The 19,974-nt window shown below is 68.6% G+C and carries 19 protein-coding genes; 12 read left to right on the top strand and 7 right to left on the bottom strand.

Features of this window, described 5'->3' with window-relative positions:
• Nucleotides 1–80 precede the first annotated feature (80 nt).
• The 7 genes from ATK74_RS11055 to ATK74_RS11085 all read left to right on the top strand — a co-directional run bounded on the left by ATK74_RS11055 (nt 81) and on the right by ATK74_RS11085 (nt 7,299).
• Complete coding sequence (locus ATK74_RS11055) at nt 81–845, top strand: DUF4184 family protein (protein ID WP_098461083.1); 765 nt, start codon at nt 81–83, stop codon at nt 843–845.
• Nucleotides 846–879: 34 nt separating this feature from the next.
• Entirely contained in the window at nt 880–1,842 is a 963-nt protein-coding gene (locus tag ATK74_RS11060; RefSeq protein WP_098461084.1) for a type IV toxin-antitoxin system AbiEi family antitoxin domain-containing protein, read from the top strand.
• A 284-nt stretch (nt 1,843–2,126) separates the two neighbouring features.
• Nucleotides 2,127–2,558: a D-aminoacyl-tRNA deacylase gene (gene dtd / locus ATK74_RS11065; protein ID WP_098462229.1), complete on the top strand. Its 432-nt coding sequence runs from the start codon at nt 2,127–2,129 to the stop codon at nt 2,556–2,558.
• Nucleotides 2,559–2,643: 85 nt separating this feature from the next.
• Nucleotides 2,644–3,321 (top strand): response regulator transcription factor, encoded by a 678-nt coding sequence (locus ATK74_RS15695; protein WP_098461085.1) that lies wholly within the window; start codon nt 2,644–2,646, stop codon nt 3,319–3,321.
• Between the two features lie 40 nt (nt 3,322–3,361).
• A complete protein-coding gene (gene mshD / locus ATK74_RS11075; RefSeq protein ID WP_098461086.1) occupies nt 3,362–4,246 on the top strand; it encodes a mycothiol synthase in 885 nt (294 codons plus the stop codon).
• Nucleotides 4,243–6,408, top strand: coding sequence for an RNA degradosome polyphosphate kinase (locus ATK74_RS11080; RefSeq protein ID WP_098461087.1), 2,166 nt, complete (start codon nt 4,243–4,245; stop codon nt 6,406–6,408). The genes mshD and ATK74_RS11080 overlap by 4 nt, the downstream gene beginning before the upstream one ends.
• A 3-nt stretch (nt 6,409–6,411) precedes the next feature.
• Nucleotides 6,412–7,299: an NUDIX hydrolase gene (locus ATK74_RS11085; protein WP_098461088.1), complete on the top strand. Its 888-nt coding sequence runs from the start codon at nt 6,412–6,414 to the stop codon at nt 7,297–7,299.
• 19 nt (nt 7,300–7,318) lie between these two features.
• On the opposite strand, the gene ATK74_RS11090 is transcribed toward ATK74_RS11085, so the two are convergent.
• Nucleotides 7,319–8,344 (bottom strand): LacI family DNA-binding transcriptional regulator, encoded by a 1,026-nt coding sequence (locus ATK74_RS11090; RefSeq protein WP_098461089.1) that lies wholly within the window; start codon nt 8,342–8,344, stop codon nt 7,319–7,321.
• A gap of 169 nt (nt 8,345–8,513) precedes the next feature.
• Here ATK74_RS11090 and pstS point away from each other — a divergent pair, with 169 nt between their 5' ends.
• From pstS to ATK74_RS11115, 5 genes are all read left to right on the top strand, one after another.
• Nucleotides 8,514–9,596: a phosphate ABC transporter substrate-binding protein PstS gene (gene pstS, locus ATK74_RS11095; protein ID WP_098461090.1), complete on the top strand. Its 1,083-nt coding sequence runs from the start codon at nt 8,514–8,516 to the stop codon at nt 9,594–9,596.
• Between the two features lie 89 nt (nt 9,597–9,685).
• The gene (gene pstC, locus ATK74_RS11100) at nt 9,686–10,663 is read left to right on the top strand and encodes a phosphate ABC transporter permease subunit PstC (protein WP_098461091.1); all 978 of its coding nucleotides are present in this window, start codon (nt 9,686–9,688) and stop codon (nt 10,661–10,663) included.
• Entirely contained in the window at nt 10,663–11,724 is a 1,062-nt protein-coding gene (pstA, locus tag ATK74_RS11105) for a phosphate ABC transporter permease PstA (protein ID WP_098461092.1), read from the top strand. The genes pstC and pstA overlap by 1 nt, the downstream gene beginning before the upstream one ends.
• A gap of 10 nt (nt 11,725–11,734) precedes the next feature.
• On the top strand, nt 11,735–12,514 hold the full coding sequence (gene pstB, locus ATK74_RS11110; protein WP_098461093.1) for a phosphate ABC transporter ATP-binding protein PstB: 780 nt from the start codon (nt 11,735–11,737) through the stop codon (nt 12,512–12,514).
• A gap of 44 nt (nt 12,515–12,558) precedes the next feature.
• Complete coding sequence (locus ATK74_RS11115; protein WP_098461094.1) at nt 12,559–13,437, top strand: DUF2510 domain-containing protein; 879 nt, start codon at nt 12,559–12,561, stop codon at nt 13,435–13,437.
• Between the two features lies 1 nt (nt 13,438).
• Here ATK74_RS11115 and ATK74_RS11120 read toward each other — a convergent pair whose 3' ends face one another.
• The 6 genes from ATK74_RS11120 to yicI form a co-directional block, all read right to left on the bottom strand.
• Nucleotides 13,439–14,638 (bottom strand): glycoside hydrolase family 3 N-terminal domain-containing protein, encoded by a 1,200-nt coding sequence (locus ATK74_RS11120; RefSeq protein WP_245840898.1) that lies wholly within the window; start codon nt 14,636–14,638, stop codon nt 13,439–13,441.
• A gap of 43 nt (nt 14,639–14,681) precedes the next feature.
• Complete coding sequence (locus tag ATK74_RS11125; protein WP_098461095.1) at nt 14,682–15,323, bottom strand: histidine phosphatase family protein; 642 nt, start codon at nt 15,321–15,323, stop codon at nt 14,682–14,684.
• 346 nt (nt 15,324–15,669) lie between these two features.
• The gene (locus tag ATK74_RS11130) at nt 15,670–15,771 is read right to left on the bottom strand and encodes a 30S ribosomal protein bS22 (RefSeq protein WP_002550589.1); all 102 of its coding nucleotides are present in this window, start codon (nt 15,769–15,771) and stop codon (nt 15,670–15,672) included.
• A 136-nt stretch (nt 15,772–15,907) separates the two neighbouring features.
• Complete coding sequence (locus tag ATK74_RS11135; protein ID WP_098461096.1) at nt 15,908–16,111, bottom strand: helix-turn-helix domain-containing protein; 204 nt, start codon at nt 16,109–16,111, stop codon at nt 15,908–15,910.
• A 152-nt stretch (nt 16,112–16,263) separates the two neighbouring features.
• The gene (locus ATK74_RS11140) at nt 16,264–17,676 is read right to left on the bottom strand and encodes a GH1 family beta-glucosidase (RefSeq protein WP_098461097.1); all 1,413 of its coding nucleotides are present in this window, start codon (nt 17,674–17,676) and stop codon (nt 16,264–16,266) included.
• Nucleotides 17,669–19,951: an alpha-xylosidase gene (gene yicI / locus ATK74_RS11145; protein ID WP_098461098.1), complete on the bottom strand. Its 2,283-nt coding sequence runs from the start codon at nt 19,949–19,951 to the stop codon at nt 17,669–17,671. Before yicI ends, ATK74_RS11140 begins: the two co-directional genes overlap by 8 nt.
• Between the last annotated feature and the right edge of the window lie 23 nt (nt 19,952–19,974).

Raw genomic sequence — 19,974 nt, forward strand, 5'->3', positions numbered from 1 at the left:
GTCAGCGCAGTCGGTGGGGACGGTTCCACTACCGTCCGCCGGCCCGGGCGACGCCTTGGCCGGCCGTCTAGCCTGAAATCATGCCGTTCACCCCGAGCCACGTCGCGGCGATCCTGCCGTTACGCGGCAGGATGAGCGGCGCTTTGCCGTTCGCGGCGCTGGCCATCGGCAGCATGAGCCCCGACCTTCCCTACTACCTACCCGGCGTGCGCGGCTTGAGCGCGCTCACTCATACCGCCTGGGCGGTGCCCAGCCTCGATGTCGTCCTCGGCCTGGTCGCCTGGCTGCTGTGGCGCTGGCTGGCCCCGGCCCTGAAGGAGCTCGCGCCGGTCGCGATCCAGCAACGCTGGCGGCTTCCGTCGGAGCGTCCGCGCTGGTGGGGCGTGCTGCTGGCCCTGGCCATCGGTGCGGCCACCCACGTCCTGCTCGACGAGTTCACCCACGTCGGACGGTTCGGTGCCACCCACCTGGCCGTGCTCGCCGCCAGCTATCCGTCGCCGCTGGGCAGCAGCTGGGAGGGCTACCGCTGGGCGCAGTACCTCCTTGGCGCGATCGGTCTGGGCATCCTGGCCTGGGTCGGCTGGCGAACCCCGGCCGACTCCGTTGCCGCGCAGCCGGTGCCGCTGGCCCGCTGGCTTGGTTGGGTGGCCGGCATCTCCGGGCTGATCGGTGCTGGCGTCTCCCTCGCTCTTGCCGGAGGCCGACTCGTCGGCCTCAATGCATGGCTCGTCCAGGCGCTGGTCGGTGGCATCGGGGCGTCCGGAGCCGCCATCGCGATCATGGCCGCCGTCCACACCGTGCGCCGGAATCGGGACACTCCGTCCACAGCGGGCCAGCCCGGCTGAACGGCGGACGCCGGGGCGTCCGACAGTGCAGGACATGGGATCCACCGCTGCCTGGACACTTCCGCGAGAGCCGACCAGCACGGCCACCCTGCGACGCCTGGGCGTCAGTCGCAAGTCCATCGCCACTCAGGCTCGCCGTGGCTCTCTCGTGCAGCTGAGGCAGGGGGTGTATCTGGCCGCGGGCGCGTGGCCTGAAGACCGACGAGCTCAGCAGCTCATCCTGGCCAAGGCCGAGGTTGCGGCGAACCCGGAGGCGGTGATCAGCCATCAGTCGGCCGCGCTGGCCTGGGAGCTGCCCTCGCCGGATGTCGACGGCTGGACCGATCTCCCGGTCTCGATCACCCTGCCGGCCACGGGCGGCTACCGCTCCAGCCGTGGCGCGACCGGCGTCCACCACGTCGCCCGGCTCCCGGCCGGACATGTGTGCCGGGACGAGTCCGGCTACCTCCTCACCAGCCTGGCTCGGACCGCCGTCGACCTGGCTGCCGTACGCCCGCTGCCCGAAGCCTTGGTGATCCTGGACGGCGCCGCGCGGCGGCTGTGCCAGGGCTTCGTCACGACTCCGCGCCGATCCGACTTCACCAACCCCGCCTTCATGGCCCAGACCAAAGAGCAGCTTCTCGGCGCAGCCCACCTCTGTCGCCACAGCGGGCTGGCAGCGGCCATCGGGCTATCTGAGCCATGCCGCGAGTCGGCGGCCGAGTCGTTGTCGGCCGGGCATTTCCACTGCGCCGGGCTGCCCACCCCGATCTTTCAGGCGGCGATCCGGACTCCGATCGGGGTCTTCTATCCCGACTGCCTGTGGCCTGAACTGCGGGTCATCGGTGAGTGCGACGGAGCTGTGAAGTACACCGATCCGAACGCCTACCTCAGGGAGAAGCAGCGCGAGCAGGCGCTGCGCGACCAGGGCTACCTGGTGGTCCGGTGGCTGGCGCGAGAGATCCTGACCTCGCCGGCCGTGGTGGTCGAGCGTGTGGGACGCGCCTTGGATTGCTGAGGACCCCGGTCCAGCGAAGGTCGACCCCCGGCGGCCCGCTCGAACCCGAGTTTGGCCCCAGTTTCCGCGGGTCTGCGAGGGCTCCAGAGGTCAAACCGGACTTCGGTACCCAAACAGGGTCTGCGGACAAGCAAATTCGGGGCCAAAATCGGGTTTGAGGGTCGACGCCTCGGACCAACGGTCCAGATCGGGACCAAACTCGGGTTCGAGGCGGCACCTCACCGCGGTGACCGCCGCTTCGGAGCGGGACGAACCGCGTCCCGCGAGGTGCTTGGATGGACGGCGTGAGAGCAGTCGCACAGCGAGTTAGTTCGGCCCAGGTGAGCGTCGCCGGCGAGGTAATCGGACGGATCGACGAGCCGGGCCTCATGGTGCTGGTCGGGGTCACCCACACCGACACCGAGGAACTGGCCGCCAAGCTGGCCGCGAAGCTCTGGCAGCTGCGGATCATGCCGGACGAGCAGTCCTGCGCCGACCTGAACGCCCCGTTGTTGGTGGTCAGCCAGTTCACCCTCTACGCCGACACCCGCAAGGGACGCCGTCCGTCGTGGTCGAAGGCGGCCCCCGGCCCGATCAGCGAGCCGTTGGTGGAGTGCTTCATCGAAGAACTGCGCAGGCTCGGCGCCACTGTCCAGACCGGACGATTCGGTGCCGATATGGAGGTCTCCCTGGTCAACCAGGGACCGATGACCCTGATCATCGACATCGACGAGTAGTCCGCCACAGCGCTACAGCAGCGCTGTGACCACCAGGTTCACTAAGGTTTACCCGAAAGCAACGCACCTGACGCGAGGAGGTGGCATGGCGCAACTGCTCCTAGTGAGCAATGAGGTGACCAGTGGTGCGCCTGCCGAACGCTCGTTGCCTGTGCTGGCGCTGCTCCCCCACACCATTCACCAGGTGGCCGCCGACACCCAGGCGCTGACCGAGTCGGCCCGCTCCGATCTGGTGGTTCTGGACGGACGCAAGGACCTGGCCGGGGCGCGGATGATGGCCCGGCTGTTCCAGTCGTCCGGCTCGACCGTCCCGCTGCTGCTGGTGCTGACCGAGAGCGGCCTGGCTGCGGTCGCCTCCGACTGGAACATCTCCGACCTGGTCCTGGACACCGCCGGACCGGCCGAGTTCGAGGCGCGAATCCGGCTGCTGGTCACTGCCGCCGCCAACGACGGACTGATCTCCGCGGGCGGCATCGTGATCGACGACGCCGCCTACTCGGTGATGCTCGAAGGTGAGACGCTCGACCTGACCTACACCGAGTTCGAGCTGCTGAAGTACCTGGTGCAGCACCCTGGACGGGTCTTCAGCCGCGAACATCTGCTGGCCGATGTCTGGGGCTACGACTACTACGGCGGCACCCGCACCGTAGACGTCCACGTCCGGCGATTGCGGGCCAAGCTCGGCCCCGAGCATGAGGCGCTGATCGGCACCGTCCGCAACGTCGGCTACCGCTTCTCCCCCGACGGCAGTCCGCGACACTGACCGCCGTTCTGCCGTAACGCAGCGCGGCTAGCCTGGCCATGTGAACCTGACCAGCAGCCAAGCCGAACAGATCCTCGCGCTTGCCGACCGCGCCTATGCCGCGGACGGATGTGCGCCGCTCAACGAAGAGGCCCGGTTCGCCATCGCCGGCACCCCGGCCGAACATCTGCTCGCCGAACAGGACGGTGTGATCGTCGGCTACCTGCAGTGGCAGCCGGCATTCGGCACCGGGCAGCTGGTGGTCGACCCGCACTTCCGGCGCCGCGGCTTGGGCGGCGCCCTGGTCGAGCAACTCATCGAAGGGTTGGCCGATCCCACGCTCGGCCTGGCCGGCTCCGAGTCCGGCGAGTGGGGGCTGTGGTCCTTCGGCGATCTGCCTGCAGCAAGGGAGTTCGCCGCCGCGCTCGGCTTCAGGCCGAGCCGGACGCTACTGGTGATGCGCCGTCCGCTGGCTGACCTCCAGCCGTCCCCGATCCCGGAAGGCCTGCAGCTGCGCGGCTTCCAGCCCGGCGACCGGGACGCCTTCCTGGCGCTGAACGCCGAGGCCTTCGCCGAGCATCCCGAGCAGGGCGCCCTGGACGCCGATGGCCTGGCCCAGCGGATGGCCGAAGACTGGTTCGATCCGGACGGCCTGCTGTTGGCCTTCGACGCCGACGGCCTGGTCGGCTTCCATTGGACGAAGCTGGCCGAGCCCGGCACCGGCGAGGTGTACGTGATCGGCACCGCGGCCAGAGTCCGCGGACGCGGCTACGGACGCGTCCTGTTGGACGCCGGCCTGGCCCACCTGGCCGCCGCCGGAGCCACCGAAGTGCTGCTCTACGTCGACAGCGCCGAGCAGATACCGGTAAGAATGTACGAAGGCGCCGGCTTCCTGATCGATCACCGTGATCTGCTCTACACCAAACCGGCCCAGGAGAACCGATGACCGAGAGCCGACTGGAGGAGTCCGGTATCGACGTGCCCGAGGCACCGTCCGCCCCCGCGACGCCGAGCCCTGTCGAGCCCGTTGACCTGCCGGAGCTGCCCGCCGACCGGTTCTCCGACCGCGAGCTCAGCTGGCTGTCCTTCAACGCACGCGTCCTCGACCTGGCCAAGGACGCCAAGCGGGTGCCACTGCTGGAGCGGGCGAAGTTCCTGGCGATCTTCTGCAACAACCTGGACGAGTTCTTCATGGTCCGGGTGGCCGGGCTGAAGCGCCGGATGGCCGCCGGCGTGGCCGTCCCGAGCAACTCAGGGCTGCTCCCCCGCGAACTGCACGATGCGATCCTGGCCCGGACCCGCGAGCTGGTCGCCGAGGTGACCAGGGTGTTCGCCACCGACATCCGTCCGGCCTTGGCCGAGCACGGCATCGAGATCCTGCGCTGGGACGAGCTGCACGAGTCCGAGCGGGCGCAGATGACCGAGCTGTTCGAGAACCGGATCTTCCCGGTGCTCACTCCGCTGGCCGTCGACCCCTCGCACCCGTTCCCCTACATCTCCGGGCTGAGCGTGAACCTGGCCGTGTTGCTCCGCAACCCGACCACCGGCGCCCGCCAGTTCGCTCGGATCAAGGTCCCGACAATCCTGAGCCGGTTCGTCCCGCTGGGTGGTGGACGCTTCGTCCCGCTGGAGGACGTGATCGCCCGACACCTGGATCAGGTCTTCACCGGCATGCAGATCCTGGGCCATTCGACCTTCCGGGTGACTCGCAACGAGGACGTCGAGGTCGAAGAGGACGACGCCGAGAACTTGCTGTTCGCCTTGGAGAAAGAACTGCTGCGCCGCAAGATCGGACGCCCGCCAGTCCGGCTCGAGGTCGAGGAGGACATCGACGACTCGATGCTGTCGCTGCTGGTCAGCGAGCTCGACATCGCCGACAAGGAAGTCTTCAAGGTGCCCAGCCCGCTGGATCTGCGCGGCCTGTTCGGGATCGCCGATCTGGATCGCGAGGCGCTGCTCTACCCAAGCTTCCTGCCCAAGACCCACCCCGAGTTGGCCAAGGTCGAGACCGCCCGGCAGGCCGACCTGTTCGCGGCCCTGAAGACAAGGGACGTCCTGCTGCACCACCCCTACGACTCGTTCGCCACGAGCGTGCAGCGGTTCATCGAGCAGGCTGCGGCCGACCCGGCCGTGCTGGCCATCAAGCAGACTCTGTACCGCACCTCCGGTGACTCGCCGATCATCGACGCCCTGATCGAGGCCGCGCAGGCCGGCAAGCAGGTGCTGGCTCTGGTCGAGATCAAGGCCCGCTTCGACGAGCAGGCCAACATCGCCTGGGCCCGCAAGCTGGAGAAGGCCGGCTGCCACGTGGTCTACGGCATGCTCGGCCTGAAGACCCACTGCAAGCTGTCCCTGGTGGTCCGCGAGGAGCCGTCCGGGCTGCGTCGCTACTGCCACATCGGCACCGGCAACTACAACCCCAAGACCGCCCGGATGTACGAGGACATGGGCTTGCTCACCTCGAATGCCGTGATCACCGATGACGTCTCCCGGCTGTTCAACCACCTGTCCGGGATGACCCAGGAGACCAGCTACAAGCGGCTCCTGGTCGCCCCGCATTCGGTGCGAAAGGGCTTGTTGGAGAGCGTTGAGCTGGAGATCGCCAACCACAGGGCCGGGCTGCCGGCCGGGGTGAAGATCAAGGTCAACTCGATCGTGGACGAGGCCGTCACCGACGCCCTCTACCGGGCCTCGCAGGCCGGGGTTCCGGTCGATCTGTGGGTGCGCGGGATCTGCTCAGTGCGTCCGGGCGTGCCCGGGCTGAGCGACAACATCCGGGTCCGCTCGATCCTGGGCCGCTTCCTCGAGCACAGCCGGCTGTTCTGGTTCGCCAATGCCGGCCAGCCCAAGGTGGGGATCGGCTCGGCCGACCTGATGCACCGCAACCTGGATCGCCGGGTGGAGGTGGTGGTCGCGCTGAACAACCCGCGGCACATCGCCCAGATCGAGCGGCTCTTCGAGTTGGCCTTCGACGAGGGCACTGCGTCCTGGTGGCTGCAGGGCGACACCTGGACCCAGCGGACCACCAATGCCGAGGGCGAGCCGCTGCTCGACATCCAGGACTATCTGATCGTCCAAATGGGCCAGCGTCGGGCCGTGGAACGCTGATCGATGGCCAAGACGACCAAGGAGATCCTGGCCGCCGGCAGTGTGGTCTTCCGGCGCGGGGCGGACGGGCAGCGCGAGGTGCTGCTGGTGCACCGGCCCCGCTACGACGACTGGAGCCTGCCCAAGGGCAAGCTCGATCCCGACGAGTACCTGGCCTCCTGCGCGGTCCGGGAGACCCGCGAGGAGACCTCGGTCCGGGTCCGGCTCGGGTTGCCGGTGGACAAGATCCGCTACCCGATCAGCACCGGGATGAAGACCGTCCACTACTGGCGCGGGCAGCTGGACGGCGAGCAGCCGCACGTCCCCAGCGCCGAGGTGGACGAGGTCGCCTGGCTGAGCATCACCCAGGCGCTACGACAGGTGAGCTACCCCGATGAGCGGGCCATCCTGCGTCAGGCCGTCGAACTGCCCGACTCGACGCCGCTGGTGATCGTCCGGCATGCCAAGGCCATGCTGCGCGCCAACTGGGGCGGACGCGATGTCGGCCGGCCCCTGGACGAACGCGGACGCCGTCAGTCCCGGGCCCTGGTGCCGCTGCTGGACGCCTACGGGATTCGGCGACTGGCATCGTCCAGCGCCAACCGGTGCCTGCGCACCCTGCAGCCGCACGCCAAGGCTCATCGGCTGGAGGTCGAGGGCTGGAGCATCCTCACCGAGGAGCAGGGCACCAAGGACCCGGGCGCCGTACGCACTCTGATCCGCCGGCTGGCTCAGCAGACCGCCGACACCGGCACTCCGCTGGCCATCTGCGGGCATCGTCCGGTGCTGCCGACGATGCTGGACGCCATCGGAGTGCCGAGTCGGGCGATTCCGCCGGCCGCGGCCATGGTGTTGCACCTGGCTCCGGACGCCAAGCTGCAGGCCATCGAGTTCCACAAGTCCCGGCTCTGAGTCCGGGCACCGGCCGAGCTCAGTGCGAGGGCGGTGCCGCGCTGCCGCGGACGATCAGGGTCGGCTCCAGCAGTGGAGGCTCGGCGGCCACCACATCGTTCTCGATCATGTCGATCAGCAGCTCCACGCTGCGCCGTCCGACCTCGTCGAAGTCCTGGCGCAGGGTGGTCAGTCCCGGGGAGAAGAACTCGGCCTCGGGGATGTCGTCGAAGCCGACCAGGCTGACATCGCCCGGGCAGCTCAGGCCCCGCTCATGCAGGGCGTGCAGGGCACCCAACGCCATGGTGTCGTTGGCCGCGAAGATCGCCGTCACGCCCGGGTTGTTCAAGATCTCCTGGGCGGCCAGGTAGCCGGAGCGGGCCGACCAGTCGCCGCGGACGAAGGGCGGCACCTCGGCACCGGCCTCGGACAAGGTGTCCCGCCAGCCGTCGATGCGCTCCAGGCTCTCGAACCAGACGTCCGGGCCGGACAGGTGCCAGACCGTCCGATGCCCCAGGCTGAGCAGGTACTCGGTGCCCATCCGGGCGCCCAGCCGCTGGTCGACGCTCACCAACGGGTAGCGGCCATGCACGCTGGAGTGGATGGCCACCATCGGCAAGCTGCCGTTCAGGTCGGTGGCCGCGGCCTCGTCCGATCGAGGCTGCAACAAGATGATCCCGTCCGAGGAGCGTGAGCGCAGCAGCGCGGCGCCGTGCGCGATGGCGTCCTGGCCCGGCTCACCCAGATGCGAGATGGTCACCGTGTAGCCGCGGTCGCGGGCGGCCAGTTCGATACCGTGCAGTGCGGCGCTCGGCCCCCACAGCAATGGATCGACGGTCAGCACCCCGATCGACCGGGACCGGCCGCTGGCCAGGCCGCGGGCCATCGAGTTCGGCCGATAGTCCAGCGAGCGCATGGCGCCGAGCACTCGTTCCTTGGTCGCAGCGGCAACCTTGGCCTGGCCGTTGATCACCCGGGACACCGTCATCGCCGAAACTCCGGCAAGGCGTGCCACATCGGCAACCGTGGGTGGCCTGACTCCCAGCCCGGCAGCGACATCGCTCATGGGTGTTAGCGTAGGACACCAGCCGCCCGATCACCGGGCCGCCTCGGGGGTTGATCGCTTCAACAGCAATTCACCTAACGTTCACCAAGGGGTCCCGGTCGCGTCAATCGCGCGTCCTAGCGTGAGGAACAGAGCAAACCAGCTCTGAGCCCACACACGAAGGACAAGCGTGAGTATCAAGCCGTTCGCAGTAGCAGCCCTGGTCACCGCCGCAGCGCTGGCGTTCACCGGGTGCGCCACCAACGAGGCTGCGCCCGCCGGAACGGGATCCGCTTCCGGTTCGCAGACCCTCACCGGCGTTGGCGCCAGCTCGCAGAAGGCAGCCCAGGAGAAGTGGGTCGCCGACTTCCAGACCAAGAACCCCAACGTCACCGTCAACTACTCCCCGGATGGTTCCGGCGCGGGCCGCTCGGCCTTCATCGCCGGCGCAGCCGCCTTTGCTGGCTCCGACCGTCCGTTCAAGGACGAAGAGATGGGCGCCGGCAAGTTCGCCGGTTGTGCCGCTGACTCCAACGCCCTGAACCTGCCGGTGTACATCTCCCCGATCGCGGTCATCTACAACCTCGACGGCGTCACCGACCTGACCCTGGACCCGGCCACCGTCGCCGGCATCTTCGCCGGGAAGATCACCAAGTGGAACGATCCCGCGATCGCCGCCACCAACCCGAAGGCGAAGCTGCCCGATCTGGCCATCACCGCCGTGCACCGTGGCGATGACTCCGGCACCACGAACAACTTCACCGACACCCTGAACAAGCTCGCTCCGACCGTCTGGACCGAGAAGGCTGCCGACACCTTCCCCGCCGCCTTCGGTGGTGAGGCTGCCAACGGCACCTCCGGTGTCGTCCAGGCCGTGACCGGCGGCGCCGGCACCATCGGCTACGCGGACGCTTCGGCGGCCGGCAAGCTCGGCAAGGCCAGCATCATCGTTAACGGCAAGCCGCTTCAGCCCACCGCTGATGCTGCCGCATCGATCCTGGATCACTCCAAAACGATCCCCGGTCGCGCCGCCAACGATCTGGCCTACAGCCTGGATCGCACCTCCGAGGGGGTCTACCCGGCAGTGCTGGTCTCCTACGCCATCGTCTGCCAGACCTACAAGGATCCGGCTGTCGGCAAGCTGGTGAAGGACTACGTCGGCTACATCTCCTCCGCGGACGGTCAGAAGGCCGCCGCAACGGCCGCCGGCTCGGCCCCGCTCTCGGCGGACCTGCAGGCCAAGGTGAAGACCGCGCTCGATTCGGTCAAGTGACCGAATCGAACTGAATCACAGTGGGCGGCGCCGGGAGCACCCCGGCGCCGCCCCGCCACGCAACTAGGCACGGAAAGCAGGGTCCACCGATGACCGCCAAGCTCACCTCGACGCCAACCGGCGCCGCAGCGGCCCCGCCGCAGCCTGGTCCGGATCCCAAGCGTCCCGGGGAGGCCGTGTTCCGCGGCCTGGCCACCGGCGCCGGCATCCTGATCCTGGTGATCCTGGTCCTGGTCGCCAGCTTCCTGCTGATCCAGGGCGGCCCGGCACTGTTCGCCGACCCGGCCAAGCTGGCCACCCAGGGCTACGGCGAGTTCGTCTCCTGGGTCCTGCCCTTCGCCTTCGGCACGGTCTGGGCTGCGCTGCTGGCGCTGCTGATCGCGGTGCCGGTCGCGATCGGTATCGCCCTGTTCATCTCCCACTACGCTCCGCGCCGGCTGGCCCAGCCGCTGGGCTACCTGATCGATCTGCTGGCTGCGGTGCCCTCGGTGGTCTTCGGCCTGTGGGGCTCGGTGGTGCTGGCCCCGGCCATGCTCCCCCTGTTCACGACGTTGAACACTCATCTCGGCTTCATCCCGCTGTTCGCCGGCCAGGTCTCCGGCACCGGGCGGACGATCCTGACGGTCGCCGTGGTGCTGGCCACCATGATCCTGCCGATCATCACCAGCCTGTGCCGTGAGGTCTTCCTGCAGGCGCCCCGGTTGCACGAGGAGGCCGCGCTGGCCCTCGGCGCCACCCGCTGGGAGATGATCAAGATGGCGGTGTTTCCCTTCGCCCGTCCCGGCATCATCGCCGCGGTCATGCTCGGCCTGGGCCGGGCTCTGGGCGAGACGATGGCGGTGACCATGGTGCTGTCCGGCAGCCGCAACATCACCCTTGAGCTGCTCACCAGCCAGAACCCGAACACCATCGCGGCCACCATCGCCCAGAACTTCGCCGAAGCCTTCGGCCTGAAGACCAGCCAACTGATCGCAGCCGGTCTGGTGCTGTTCCTGATCACCCTCGCCGTGAACTCGATCGCCCGCTGGATCGTCTCGCGCCGCGCCGAATACTCCGGAGCCAACTGATGACAGCCCTCAGCCACGCGATCACCCAGGACAGCCTGACCTCGGGTCGCCTGCCGAAGTTCGCCACCCCGGTCACCGCCGTGGCCGCGGCCATCGTCGGCTTCGCACTGGCCGCGCTGCTGGCCGGCGGCAACCTCGGCGCTGCGGTGCTGATCGCCTACCTGATCTTCCTGATCACCATGGAGATCGCGGCCCGAGTCATCGAAGGAGCCCGGCAGGCCGCCGACCGGCGCGCCCGGCACCTGATCGTCGGCGCCTTCCTGCTGGCCCTTCTGCCGCTGGTATCGGTGATCTGGGAGGTCGTCAGTAAGGGCATGGCCCGCTTCGACATCGACTTCTTCACCAAGTCGATGCGCAATGTGGTCGGCGAGGGCGGCGGGGCCGTCCACGCCATCTACGGCACCCTCTATGTGACCGGCATGGCCACCCTGATCTCGGTGCCGATCGGCCTGCTCACGGCCATCTACCTGGCCGAGTACGGCGTCCGGAACCGGTTGTCCAAGGCGATCACCTTCTTCGTGGACGTCATGACCGGCGTCCCCTCGATCGTGGCCGGCCTGTTCGCCTATGCACTGATGGGGATGATCGTCGGCCCGGGCACCCGCTCCGGCTTCTCCGGGAGCATTGCCTTGTCGGTGTTGATGATCCCGGTGGTGGTGCGGGCCAGCGAGGAGCTGCTCCGGCTGGTGCCCAATGAGCTGCGCGAGGCGGCCTACGCCCTCGGCGTTCCCAAGTGGCTGACCATTGTCAAGGTGGTGCTGCCCACGGCGATCTCCGGCCTGGTGTCCGGCGTGATCCTGGCCATCGCCCGAGTGATCGGCGAGACCGCGCCGCTGCTGATCGCGGCCGGCTTCACCGCCAGCCTGAACAACAACCTGTTCGCGAACCCGATGATGACCCTGCCGGTGTTCGTCTACGACTCCTACGCCCACCCGGGCACGGACGTGCAGGCCTACTGGGATCGCGCCTGGGCCGGAGCGCTCACCCTGATCCTGATCGTCATGCTGCTGAACCTGATCGGCCGGCTGATCGCCCGCCGGTTCGCCCCGAAGACTCGCTGAAAGGCCGACCATGTCGAAGCGAATTGAAACCACTGACCTGAACGTCTACTACGGCAACTTCCGCGCCGTCGAGGACGTCACCATCACCATCGAGCCGCGCGCGGTGACCGCTTTCATCGGCCCGTCCGGCTGCGGCAAGTCGACCTTCCTGCGCACCTTGAACCGGATGCACGAGGTGATTCCGGGCGCCCACGTCGAGGGCGAGGTGCTGCTCGATGGGGAGAACCTGTACGGCCCCGGCGTCGACCCGGTGCGGGTCCGTCGTCAGGTGGGCATGGTCTTCCAGCGGCCCAACCCGTTCCCGACAATGTCGATCAAGGAGAACGTCCTGGCCGGCATCCGGCTGAACAACAAGCGGATGCCCAAGGATGATCAGGACGCCTTGGTGGAGAGCTCCCTGCGCGGTGCAAACCTGTGGGAAGAGGTCAAGAACCGGCTCGAGCTGCCCGGCTCGGGCCTGTCCGGCGGTCAGCAGCAGCGGTTGTGCATCGCCCGGGCGATCGCCATGTCGCCGGAGGTGCTGCTGATGGACGAGCCGTGTTCGGCGCTGGATCCGATCTCCACGTTGGCCATCGAGGATCTGATCGCTGAGCTGAAGCAGAAGTACACGATCGTGATCGTCACCCACAACATGCAGCAGGCGGCCCGGGTCTCGGACACCACCGCCTTCTTCAACATCGCTGGCACCGGCGCTCCGGGCAAGCTGATCGAGGTCGGCCCGACCGACAAGATCTTCTCGGCTCCGGACGTCCAGGCCACCGAGGACTACATCTCCGGCCGCTTCGGCTGATCCGACTCTGGGGACGCACAGGCTCGCCGACTAGGATCTGCGCCATGGCGAGTCAGGCTGGTTGGTATCCGGATCCGGGCGGGCAACCCGGCATGTACCGCTATTGGACAGGCACCGCCTGGACCGAGGCGATCACCCCGTATCCACAGACGACTCCGGCTCCGCCACTGCCGACCGGCGCCCCGACTGCCGGGCCGTCCGCCACCCGGCGCTCCGGCTCGACCGTGGGCTGGGTGGTCGGCATCGCGGCCGTGGTCGTCGTCGGACTGTTCGTGTGGGCCTTCTTCGGCATGGGCGGAATGGTGCCGTCCGCCGATCCGTCCCCGCGCTCCCCCAACGGTGAGTCCAGCGCCGACATCTGCCCGCAGCCGGCCAGCAACAACATCTCCAGCGCCGCACCTCAGCAGGCGGACGGACGAGTCCGCGCCGGCGGTCTCTCCTACCCCGAGCTCGGCGACCCGTGGACCCCACCGACCGTGGACAACCGGGTGCCCTACGGCGATCTGGGGGCCGAGCAGTCGGCCATGGATCAGCAGGACTACGACGGTCAGTCCGGGCATTCCTGGGTGTCCAGCATCATGGTCGCCCCGCTGCTGTCCGGGGAGGGCTTCCCCAGCACCAAGAGTGCGGCCGAGCTGATCCTGAAGTGCGTGGTCGGCATCTACTACGACAACACCAATGTGCAGCGCTCGGACACCCTCAGCAAGGCGCATCCGGTGAACGGCCACGACGGCTGGCTGATCGAGTCGGAGCTGAGCTTCTCGATCCCCGGGCTGAACGCCACCAGCGAGACTGTGCTGCTGGCCGTGGTCCAGGTGGACGGCACGAAGTACAGCCTGTTCTACGCCTCGGTGCCCAACACCAGCGCGGACCGGCTCCCCGAGGTCCGGGCTGCGTTGGCCGACTTGCGGGTCGACAAGTAGCTCAGCCGCAGCGGAAGACGCCCAGGTCCTGCTTCAGCGCCAGCACGCGTGCTGCCGACTCGGTGACCCGAGTCGCGAAGGCCGGGTCCTTGGCGGCCTTCGCCAGCAGAGCCGCGGTCATGGCCGGTACCAGGGACGGGTCTGCGTCGATCACCACGTCCCCGCCGGCCGCCACGAAGCGGACGGCCCGCTGCCCGGCCGGGATCTTGCGGACCGACGCGGCCGCACCCAGGTCGTCGCTGATCACCACGCCCTGGTAGCCCCAGCCGCGCACCAGTCCGATCACCGTGGCCGAGAACACGGCCTGGTTGTTCGGATCGATCTTCGAGTAGCGGGCCGAAGAGATCATCACCGAGGCCACTCCGGCCTGGGCGGCGGCCTGGAACGGGGCCAGCGACGGGCTGTCGGCGGTAGTCACCGAATCGACGATGCCGCTGGCGAAGTCGGTGTTGCCGACCACCTCACCCAGGCCAGGGAAGTGCTTGACCGAGGCGACCACCCCGGCCGCCTTCAGCCCATCGATCACCGCCTGAGTCTTCTCGGTGACCACGGCCGGGTCACTCCCATAGCCGCGGTGCAACGCCCCGATCGGCTGGTTGGTCTTCAGCTTGGCCTTGGGTACCACGTCAGCGACCGGCGCCAAGTTCCAGCGGACGCCGGCTGCCGCCAACTGGCTGCCCCACTTCTGGGCTGCCGTCCGGAGCGCGACGTCGCTCAGCTGGGCCTGCCGATTGGCATTGGGGATCGTCGTGAAGCCCGGGCCGTTCAGCCGCTGGACCAGCCCACCTTCCTGGTCGGCCGCGGTCACCACCGGCACCTCCGCGACCAGTCCAGAGAGCTGAGCGGTGGTGGCGGCGAGACTCTTCACACTTCCCGGCTGGTCGCCCAGCAGCACCACCGAGCCGAGCTGTTGGGCCGCGATCAGCTTCCGCTCGGCCGCGGTCAGCGGGCCGTTCACCCCGACCATGATCAGCTGGCCAACTTGGGCCTTGCGGCTGAGGTTCGCGGCGGTGCTCAGGCAGCGCTGCTGCGGCGGGGTGGTCGACGGGCTCGCCGTGGGATGGACGGACGCGCTCGGCGTCCGACTAGGCGTCCGGGACGGCGCCACGGACGACGCCTGCCGACTGGGCTCGGGCGGAGTGGCGGCGCAGCCAACCAGGACCAGCACTCCGGCCAGAGCTACCGCAATCGGTTTGTTCACCAGGCCACTCTCCGCCCTGGGGACGCCGCCCACAAGCCGACGCTCAGGCACCCGGCCGGAACCGCCGCTTCTTGGGCGGCACCAGGTCGCCGGCAGGCTCCGCGTAGCGGACGCCGACCAGCTCGGTGCCGTCGAAAGTGAAGGTGGTCACGCTGGCCAGCCGGGCCTGCCGCTTACGTGGGTCATGCACCAGCGGCCAACCTTCGGCCCAACTCCGGGCCATCCAGATCGGCAGTTCGTGGGAGACGATCAGCGCCTCGCCGTCCACGGCATGGGTGGCGGCGTCGGCCAGCGCCGTCCGCATCCGGGCCAGGATCTGCTGGTAGGGCTCGCCCCAACTCGGCCGCAGCGGGTTGCGCAGCCGCCACAGGCTCGACGGACGCAGCAGCCGCTGGTTGTAGCGGCCGAACGAGCTACCCTCGAAGATGTTGGCCGCCTCGATCACCCGCTCGTCGAGGGTCACGGTGAGCTCCGGGTGACCGGCCGCGATCGGAGCCATCGTCTCCTGGGCCCGCTGCAGCGGCGAGCTGACCAGGTGCACCAGCGGCGCATCGGCGAAGTACTCGCCCAGACGCTGCGCCATCTGCTGGCCGAGGTCGGACAGGCCATAGCCGGGCAGGCGTCCATAGAGGATGCCTTCGGGGTTGTGTACCTGGCCGTGCCGCACCAGATGGACGACGTTCATCGCGTCTCCTTGCTCGATCGTGCCCCCACAATACGCAGTTCGTCCGGCGCCCCCAGCTGGTCAGCGGTGTAGCTGCGATAGCTGGTCCAGGGATCCACTTGCACGGGGACGAGCAGTCCACGCTCGTCGTCGTTGCGAAGCATTCGCACCGACAACCCCGCCACACCTGGCGAAGTTTCCGGCTCTCGACATGGCTCCTTTGTCATGCCTGCCCCTGGAGGAGGGGCACGATGCCCCTGCGCGGGCAGCACTCATGACGGTTGCGGCCTCCAGTGGAGGCGACAACCGTCATGGGCAACAGCTTTCCCGGGCTCGGCTGATCAGAGCGGCTCGGGCGGACGGCGGCTTACTTGCCGGCGCGGCGGCGCTGAATGCGCGTCTTCTTGAGCAGCTTGCGGTGCTTCTTCTTCGCCATCCGCTTGCGACGCTTCTTGATGACCGAACCCACTGGCAGACCTCTCAGCAAACCGGCTGGAAGAACCGGAAAGTTATCGATGCGGGCTGACGAGCAACCCACGGGCAGACGGCTGGACACTCCAGCCAGAGCACAGTGATCCTACCGGGGTTGTGCCTGGACAGCGAAATCAGCTGGCGTTGTAGTAGGCACCTCGGAGGTAGGCATTCATCGCCGGCTCGGGCACCCGGAAGTTGCGGCCGAACCGCACAGCCTCCAGATCACCGGAATGAATGAGCCGGTAGACCGACATTCGCGACACCCGCAACGTTGCTGCGACCTCGGACACCTTGAGAAACTTCACGGTCCCAAGCGGGGTGACCTGGTCGTTCATCGCGATGCTTCCTCCCGCGGCCCCCGGACGGAGCCGATCGACCAACCATAGTGCTTGGCCGGTCCCCCGTGGAGGGGTTCGAACCAAGAAGTAACCGTGATGAAAACAATCGCTGATTCCGGGTGTCCGGCCGCCGAATTTCCCGCCTCGGCTCAGCCGATCTCGGGCAGCTTCCGATCCCTGAGCAGGCGGGCATACCAGTGCGCCGAGTCCTTCCACGTCCGCTCTCCCGTGGCGAAGTCGATCCCGATCAGGCCGAAGCGTTTGGCGTAGCCCCAGGCCCATTCGAAGTTGTCCAGCAGCGACCAGGCGAAGTAGCCGCGGACGTCCGCGCCGGCCTCGATGGCGTCCAGGACGGCCGCCAGATGGTCGTGCAGATAGGCGACTCGGCGGGGGTCGTGAATCTGGCCATCGGGACTGACCTGATCGGCGAATGCCGCGCCATTCTCGGTGACCATCAACGGCACCGTAGGGAATCTGCGGGCATGGTCGACCAACATGGTGGCCAGCCCCTCGGGAGCGATGTTCCAGCCCATCTCGGTGTACGGCCCGGGCTCGGTGACGAAACTCACCTGCTCGGCACCCACCCACGGGCTAGCCGACGATGCCCGATGTCCGCCGTTGCCGCTGAGCTGTGGCTCCGGCGGCACCCCGCTGACCATGGTGGTCGCGTAGTAGTTCACCCCCAGCCAGTCGATCGGCTGGTGGATCAACTCCAGATCGCCGGGACGGACGAAAGCCCAGTCAGTGATGGCGGCGGTGTCAGCCAGCAGGTCGTCGGGGTAGGCACCCCGCAGCAGCGGGCCGGTGAAGCTTCGGTTGGCCACGGCATCGATCCGGCGCAGCGCGTCGGCGTCCGCCGGGCTGTCCGGGTCGGCCATTCGCAGGACGTGCGGGTTCACGGTGATGCTGACCCGAGCCGCCGACCCCAGCTCCTCGCGAATGGCGGCCACGGCCAGTCCGTGGGCCAGGTTCAGGTGGTGTACGGCAGCCAGCGCCGCGGCCGGCTCGGTGCGTCCGGGCGCATGGACGCCAGAGGCGTAGCCGAGGAAAGCCGAGCACCACGGTTCGTTCAGCGTGGTCCAGGTGTGCACCTGGTCGCCGAAGGTCCGGGCCATGGCGCGGGCGTAGTCGGCGAAGGCGTAGGCGGTCTCCCGGTTGGCCCAGCCGCCGGCGTCCTCGAGTTCCTGCGGCAGGTCCCAGTGGTACAGGGTCGCCACCGGTGCCACCCCAGCCTGGTTCAGAGCGCCCAGCAGCCGGGAGTAGAACGCGACCCCGTCCGGGTTCAGCGGACCCCGCCCGCCGGGTTGCACCCGCGACCAGGAGATCGAGAACCGGTAGGCGTCCAGGCCGAGCGCGACGATGTGCTGCACGTCCTCGGCCCAGCGGTGGTAGTGGTCGCAGGCCACGTCCCCGGTGTCGCCGAACTCGGTGGCTCCCGGCGTGTGCGAGTAGGTGTCCCAGATGGACGGGCCGCGGCCGCCCTCAGCGGCCGCCCCCTCGATCTGGTAGGCGGCCGTGGCCGCCCCGAACCAGAACCCGCGGGGGAAGACAGCCTCAGCCATTCACCAGCTCCAGGCGGATCTCGCCGGGGCCGGACGCCTCGACCCGCTTCCCGGTGGCCGTATCGCGCAGCGCCCACGACCCGGGAGCGTCGGCGCTGGTAGCGGCCAGCACCGAGCCTTCCCGCCAGACAGTGAAGGTGGCCGGCGCCCCGGTGCCACCCGGCACTCGGACCGACACCCGGGCACCGTCGGCGAGGTCGAAAGCCTCCAGGGTGACGCCGTCGGCCCAGGCGTACTCCGGCGTGGAGTCGACCGCGCCCACCGGCAGCACCGTGCCGGGCCGGACGTACAGGCCCAGCGAGTCGAAGCCGTAGCTGCGCGTGGTCCAGCCGGGGCCGGCCACGCTGCCGTCCAGCAGATGCCGCCAGCCGGCACCGGGCAGGTAGGTCTCGCCCACTCCGTCGGCCCGGAAGACCGGCGAGACGCACAGCGCGTCGCCGAGCATGTACTGGGTGTCGACACTGTGGCCGCCGCGATCCTCGGGGAACTCCAGCACCATGGGACGCATCAGCGGGACGCCGGTGGCGCTGGCCTGCTCGGACAGCCCAGCCAGGTACGGCATCAGCGACAGCTTCAGCCGGGTGAACCGACCGGCCACCGCCACGGCCTCCTCATCGAAGGCCCACGGCACCCGGTAGGAGGACGATCCGTGCAGCCGCGAGTGCGAGGACAGCAGACCGAACGGCAGCCAGCGCTTGAACACCCCGGCGTCCGGAGTGCCTTCGAAGCCGCCGATATCGTGGCTCCAGTAGGCGAAGCCGGACAGGGCCAGCGACAGTCCGCCGCGCAGGGTCTCGGCCATCGAGGCGTAGGTCGACTCACAGTCGCCACCCCAGTGCAGCGGGAACTGCTGGCCGCCGGCCGTCGCGGCCCGGGCGTACAGGACGGCCTCGCCCTCGCCGCGCTCGGCCACCAGCAACTCGTGGACGGCCTGGTTGTAGAGGTGGGCGTAGTAGTTGTGCATCCGAGAAGGGTCCGAGCCGTCGTGCCAGGCCACATCGGTGGCCGGGATCCGCTCGCCGAAGTCGGTCTTGAAGGCGTCCACGCCCTGGCCGAGCAGGCCGCGCAGCTTGCCCTGGAACCAGGCCTTGGCTTCGGGGTTGGTGAAGTCGACCAGACCCATCCCGGCCTGCCACATGTCCCACTGCCAGATGTCGCCCGAGGTCGTCCGCAGCAGGTAGCCGTGGGCGGCGGCCTCGTCGAACAGGGCCGAGCGCTGGGCGATGTAGGGGTTGATCCACACGCAGATCCGCACCCCGAGCTCGTGCAGCCTGGCCAGCATTCCGACCGGGTCGGGGAACACCCGGGAGTCCCACTCGAAGTCGCACCACTGGTACTCGCGCATCCAGTAGCAGTCGAAGTGGAAGGCTGACAGCGGGATCCCCCTCTCGGCCATGCCCTTCACGAAGCTGGTCACGGTCGCTTCGTCGTAGTCGGTGGTGAACGAGGTGGTCAGCCACAGGCCGTAGCTCCAGGCCGGCAGCTGCGGCGCCCGTCCAGTGAGGCCGGTGTAGCGGCGCAGCACGTCCTTGGGGGTGGGTCCGGCGATCAGGTAGTAGCGCAGCGACGAGCCGGCCACCGAGAACTGCACCCGGGTGTTCACCTCGGAGCCGATCTCGTAGGAGACCTTCTCGGGGTGGTCGACGAAGACCCCGTAGCCACGGCTGGTCAGGTAGAACGGGACGTTCTTGTAGGCCAGCTCGCTGGCCGTGCCGCCGTCCTCATTCCAGGTGTCGACCACCTGGCCGTTCTTGGTGAACGCGCCGAACCGCTCCCCCAGGCCGTAGACCTGCTCGGCCGGCTCGAGGCTGAGCTGCTCGTGCACCCACTCCTGGCCGTCCCGGTCGCGCAAGGCGGCCACCGACTTGGCCTGGGACGCGGTAAGCAGCCGTCCGTCCTGGCGGAACTCGGCCAGCCAGGGGCCACGGCGCGGCAGTCGCACCTCCAGCGATCCCGAGCGCAGCACGGCCCAGTCCTCACCGAGCTCGACCTCGGGCCGGAACCCGGCCTCGGTATGCAGCTCGAAGGACGGGCCGAGCGCGCGGCGTCCGGCGTGATGGACGATCTCCACCCCGATCACACCCTCGGCCGGCGACCAGTAGCGGATCGTCAGCATCGGTCGGTTCAAGGTGTCGCCACGTCCGCGGATGGGGGCGGTGGGGGCATAGGCGGTCAGGGTGCCGGCCTCGGGGTCGATCCGGACGTCGTCGATCTCGACGGCGCGCAGGGCGGTGAACTCGGGCTTGAGGCTCCAGTACCCATCGGTGAACTTCATGGCAGCGATTCTTCTCGTAGTAG

Source organism: Propionicimonas paludicola (genome assembly GCF_002563675.1).
GTDB classification, from domain to species: domain Bacteria; phylum Actinomycetota; class Actinomycetes; order Propionibacteriales; family Propionibacteriaceae; genus Propionicimonas; species Propionicimonas paludicola.

Excerpts from the sequence above, each read along its gene's own strand:
- ATK74_RS11055 (WP_098461083.1), top strand. The coding sequence starts at position 81 with ATGCCGTTCACCCCGAGCCACGTCGCGGCGATCCTGCCGTTACGCGGC.
- ATK74_RS11060 (WP_098461084.1), top strand. The coding sequence starts at position 880 with ATGGGATCCACCGCTGCCTGGACACTTCCGCGAGAGCCGACCAGCACG.
- ATK74_RS15695 (WP_098461085.1), top strand. The coding sequence starts at position 2,644 with ATGGCGCAACTGCTCCTAGTGAGCAATGAGGTGACCAGTGGTGCGCCT.
- ATK74_RS11080 (WP_098461087.1), top strand. The coding sequence starts at position 4,243 with ATGACCGAGAGCCGACTGGAGGAGTCCGGTATCGACGTGCCCGAGGCA.
- ATK74_RS11085 (WP_098461088.1), top strand. The coding sequence starts at position 6,412 with ATGGCCAAGACGACCAAGGAGATCCTGGCCGCCGGCAGTGTGGTCTTC.
- ATK74_RS11090 (WP_098461089.1), bottom strand. The coding sequence starts at position 8,344 with ATGAGCGATGTCGCTGCCGGGCTGGGAGTCAGGCCACCCACGGTTGCC.
- pstC (WP_098461091.1), top strand. The coding sequence starts at position 9,686 with ATGACCGCCAAGCTCACCTCGACGCCAACCGGCGCCGCAGCGGCCCCG.
- pstA (WP_098461092.1), top strand. The coding sequence starts at position 10,663 with ATGACAGCCCTCAGCCACGCGATCACCCAGGACAGCCTGACCTCGGGT.
- pstB (WP_098461093.1), top strand. The coding sequence starts at position 11,735 with ATGTCGAAGCGAATTGAAACCACTGACCTGAACGTCTACTACGGCAAC.
- ATK74_RS11115 (WP_098461094.1), top strand. The coding sequence starts at position 12,559 with ATGGCGAGTCAGGCTGGTTGGTATCCGGATCCGGGCGGGCAACCCGGC.
- ATK74_RS11125 (WP_098461095.1), bottom strand. The coding sequence starts at position 15,323 with ATGAACGTCGTCCATCTGGTGCGGCACGGCCAGGTACACAACCCCGAA.
- ATK74_RS11135 (WP_098461096.1), bottom strand. The coding sequence starts at position 16,111 with ATGAACGACCAGGTCACCCCGCTTGGGACCGTGAAGTTTCTCAAGGTG.
- ATK74_RS11140 (WP_098461097.1), bottom strand. The coding sequence starts at position 17,676 with ATGGCTGAGGCTGTCTTCCCCCGCGGGTTCTGGTTCGGGGCGGCCACG.
- yicI (WP_098461098.1), bottom strand. The coding sequence starts at position 19,951 with ATGAAGTTCACCGATGGGTACTGGAGCCTCAAGCCCGAGTTCACCGCC.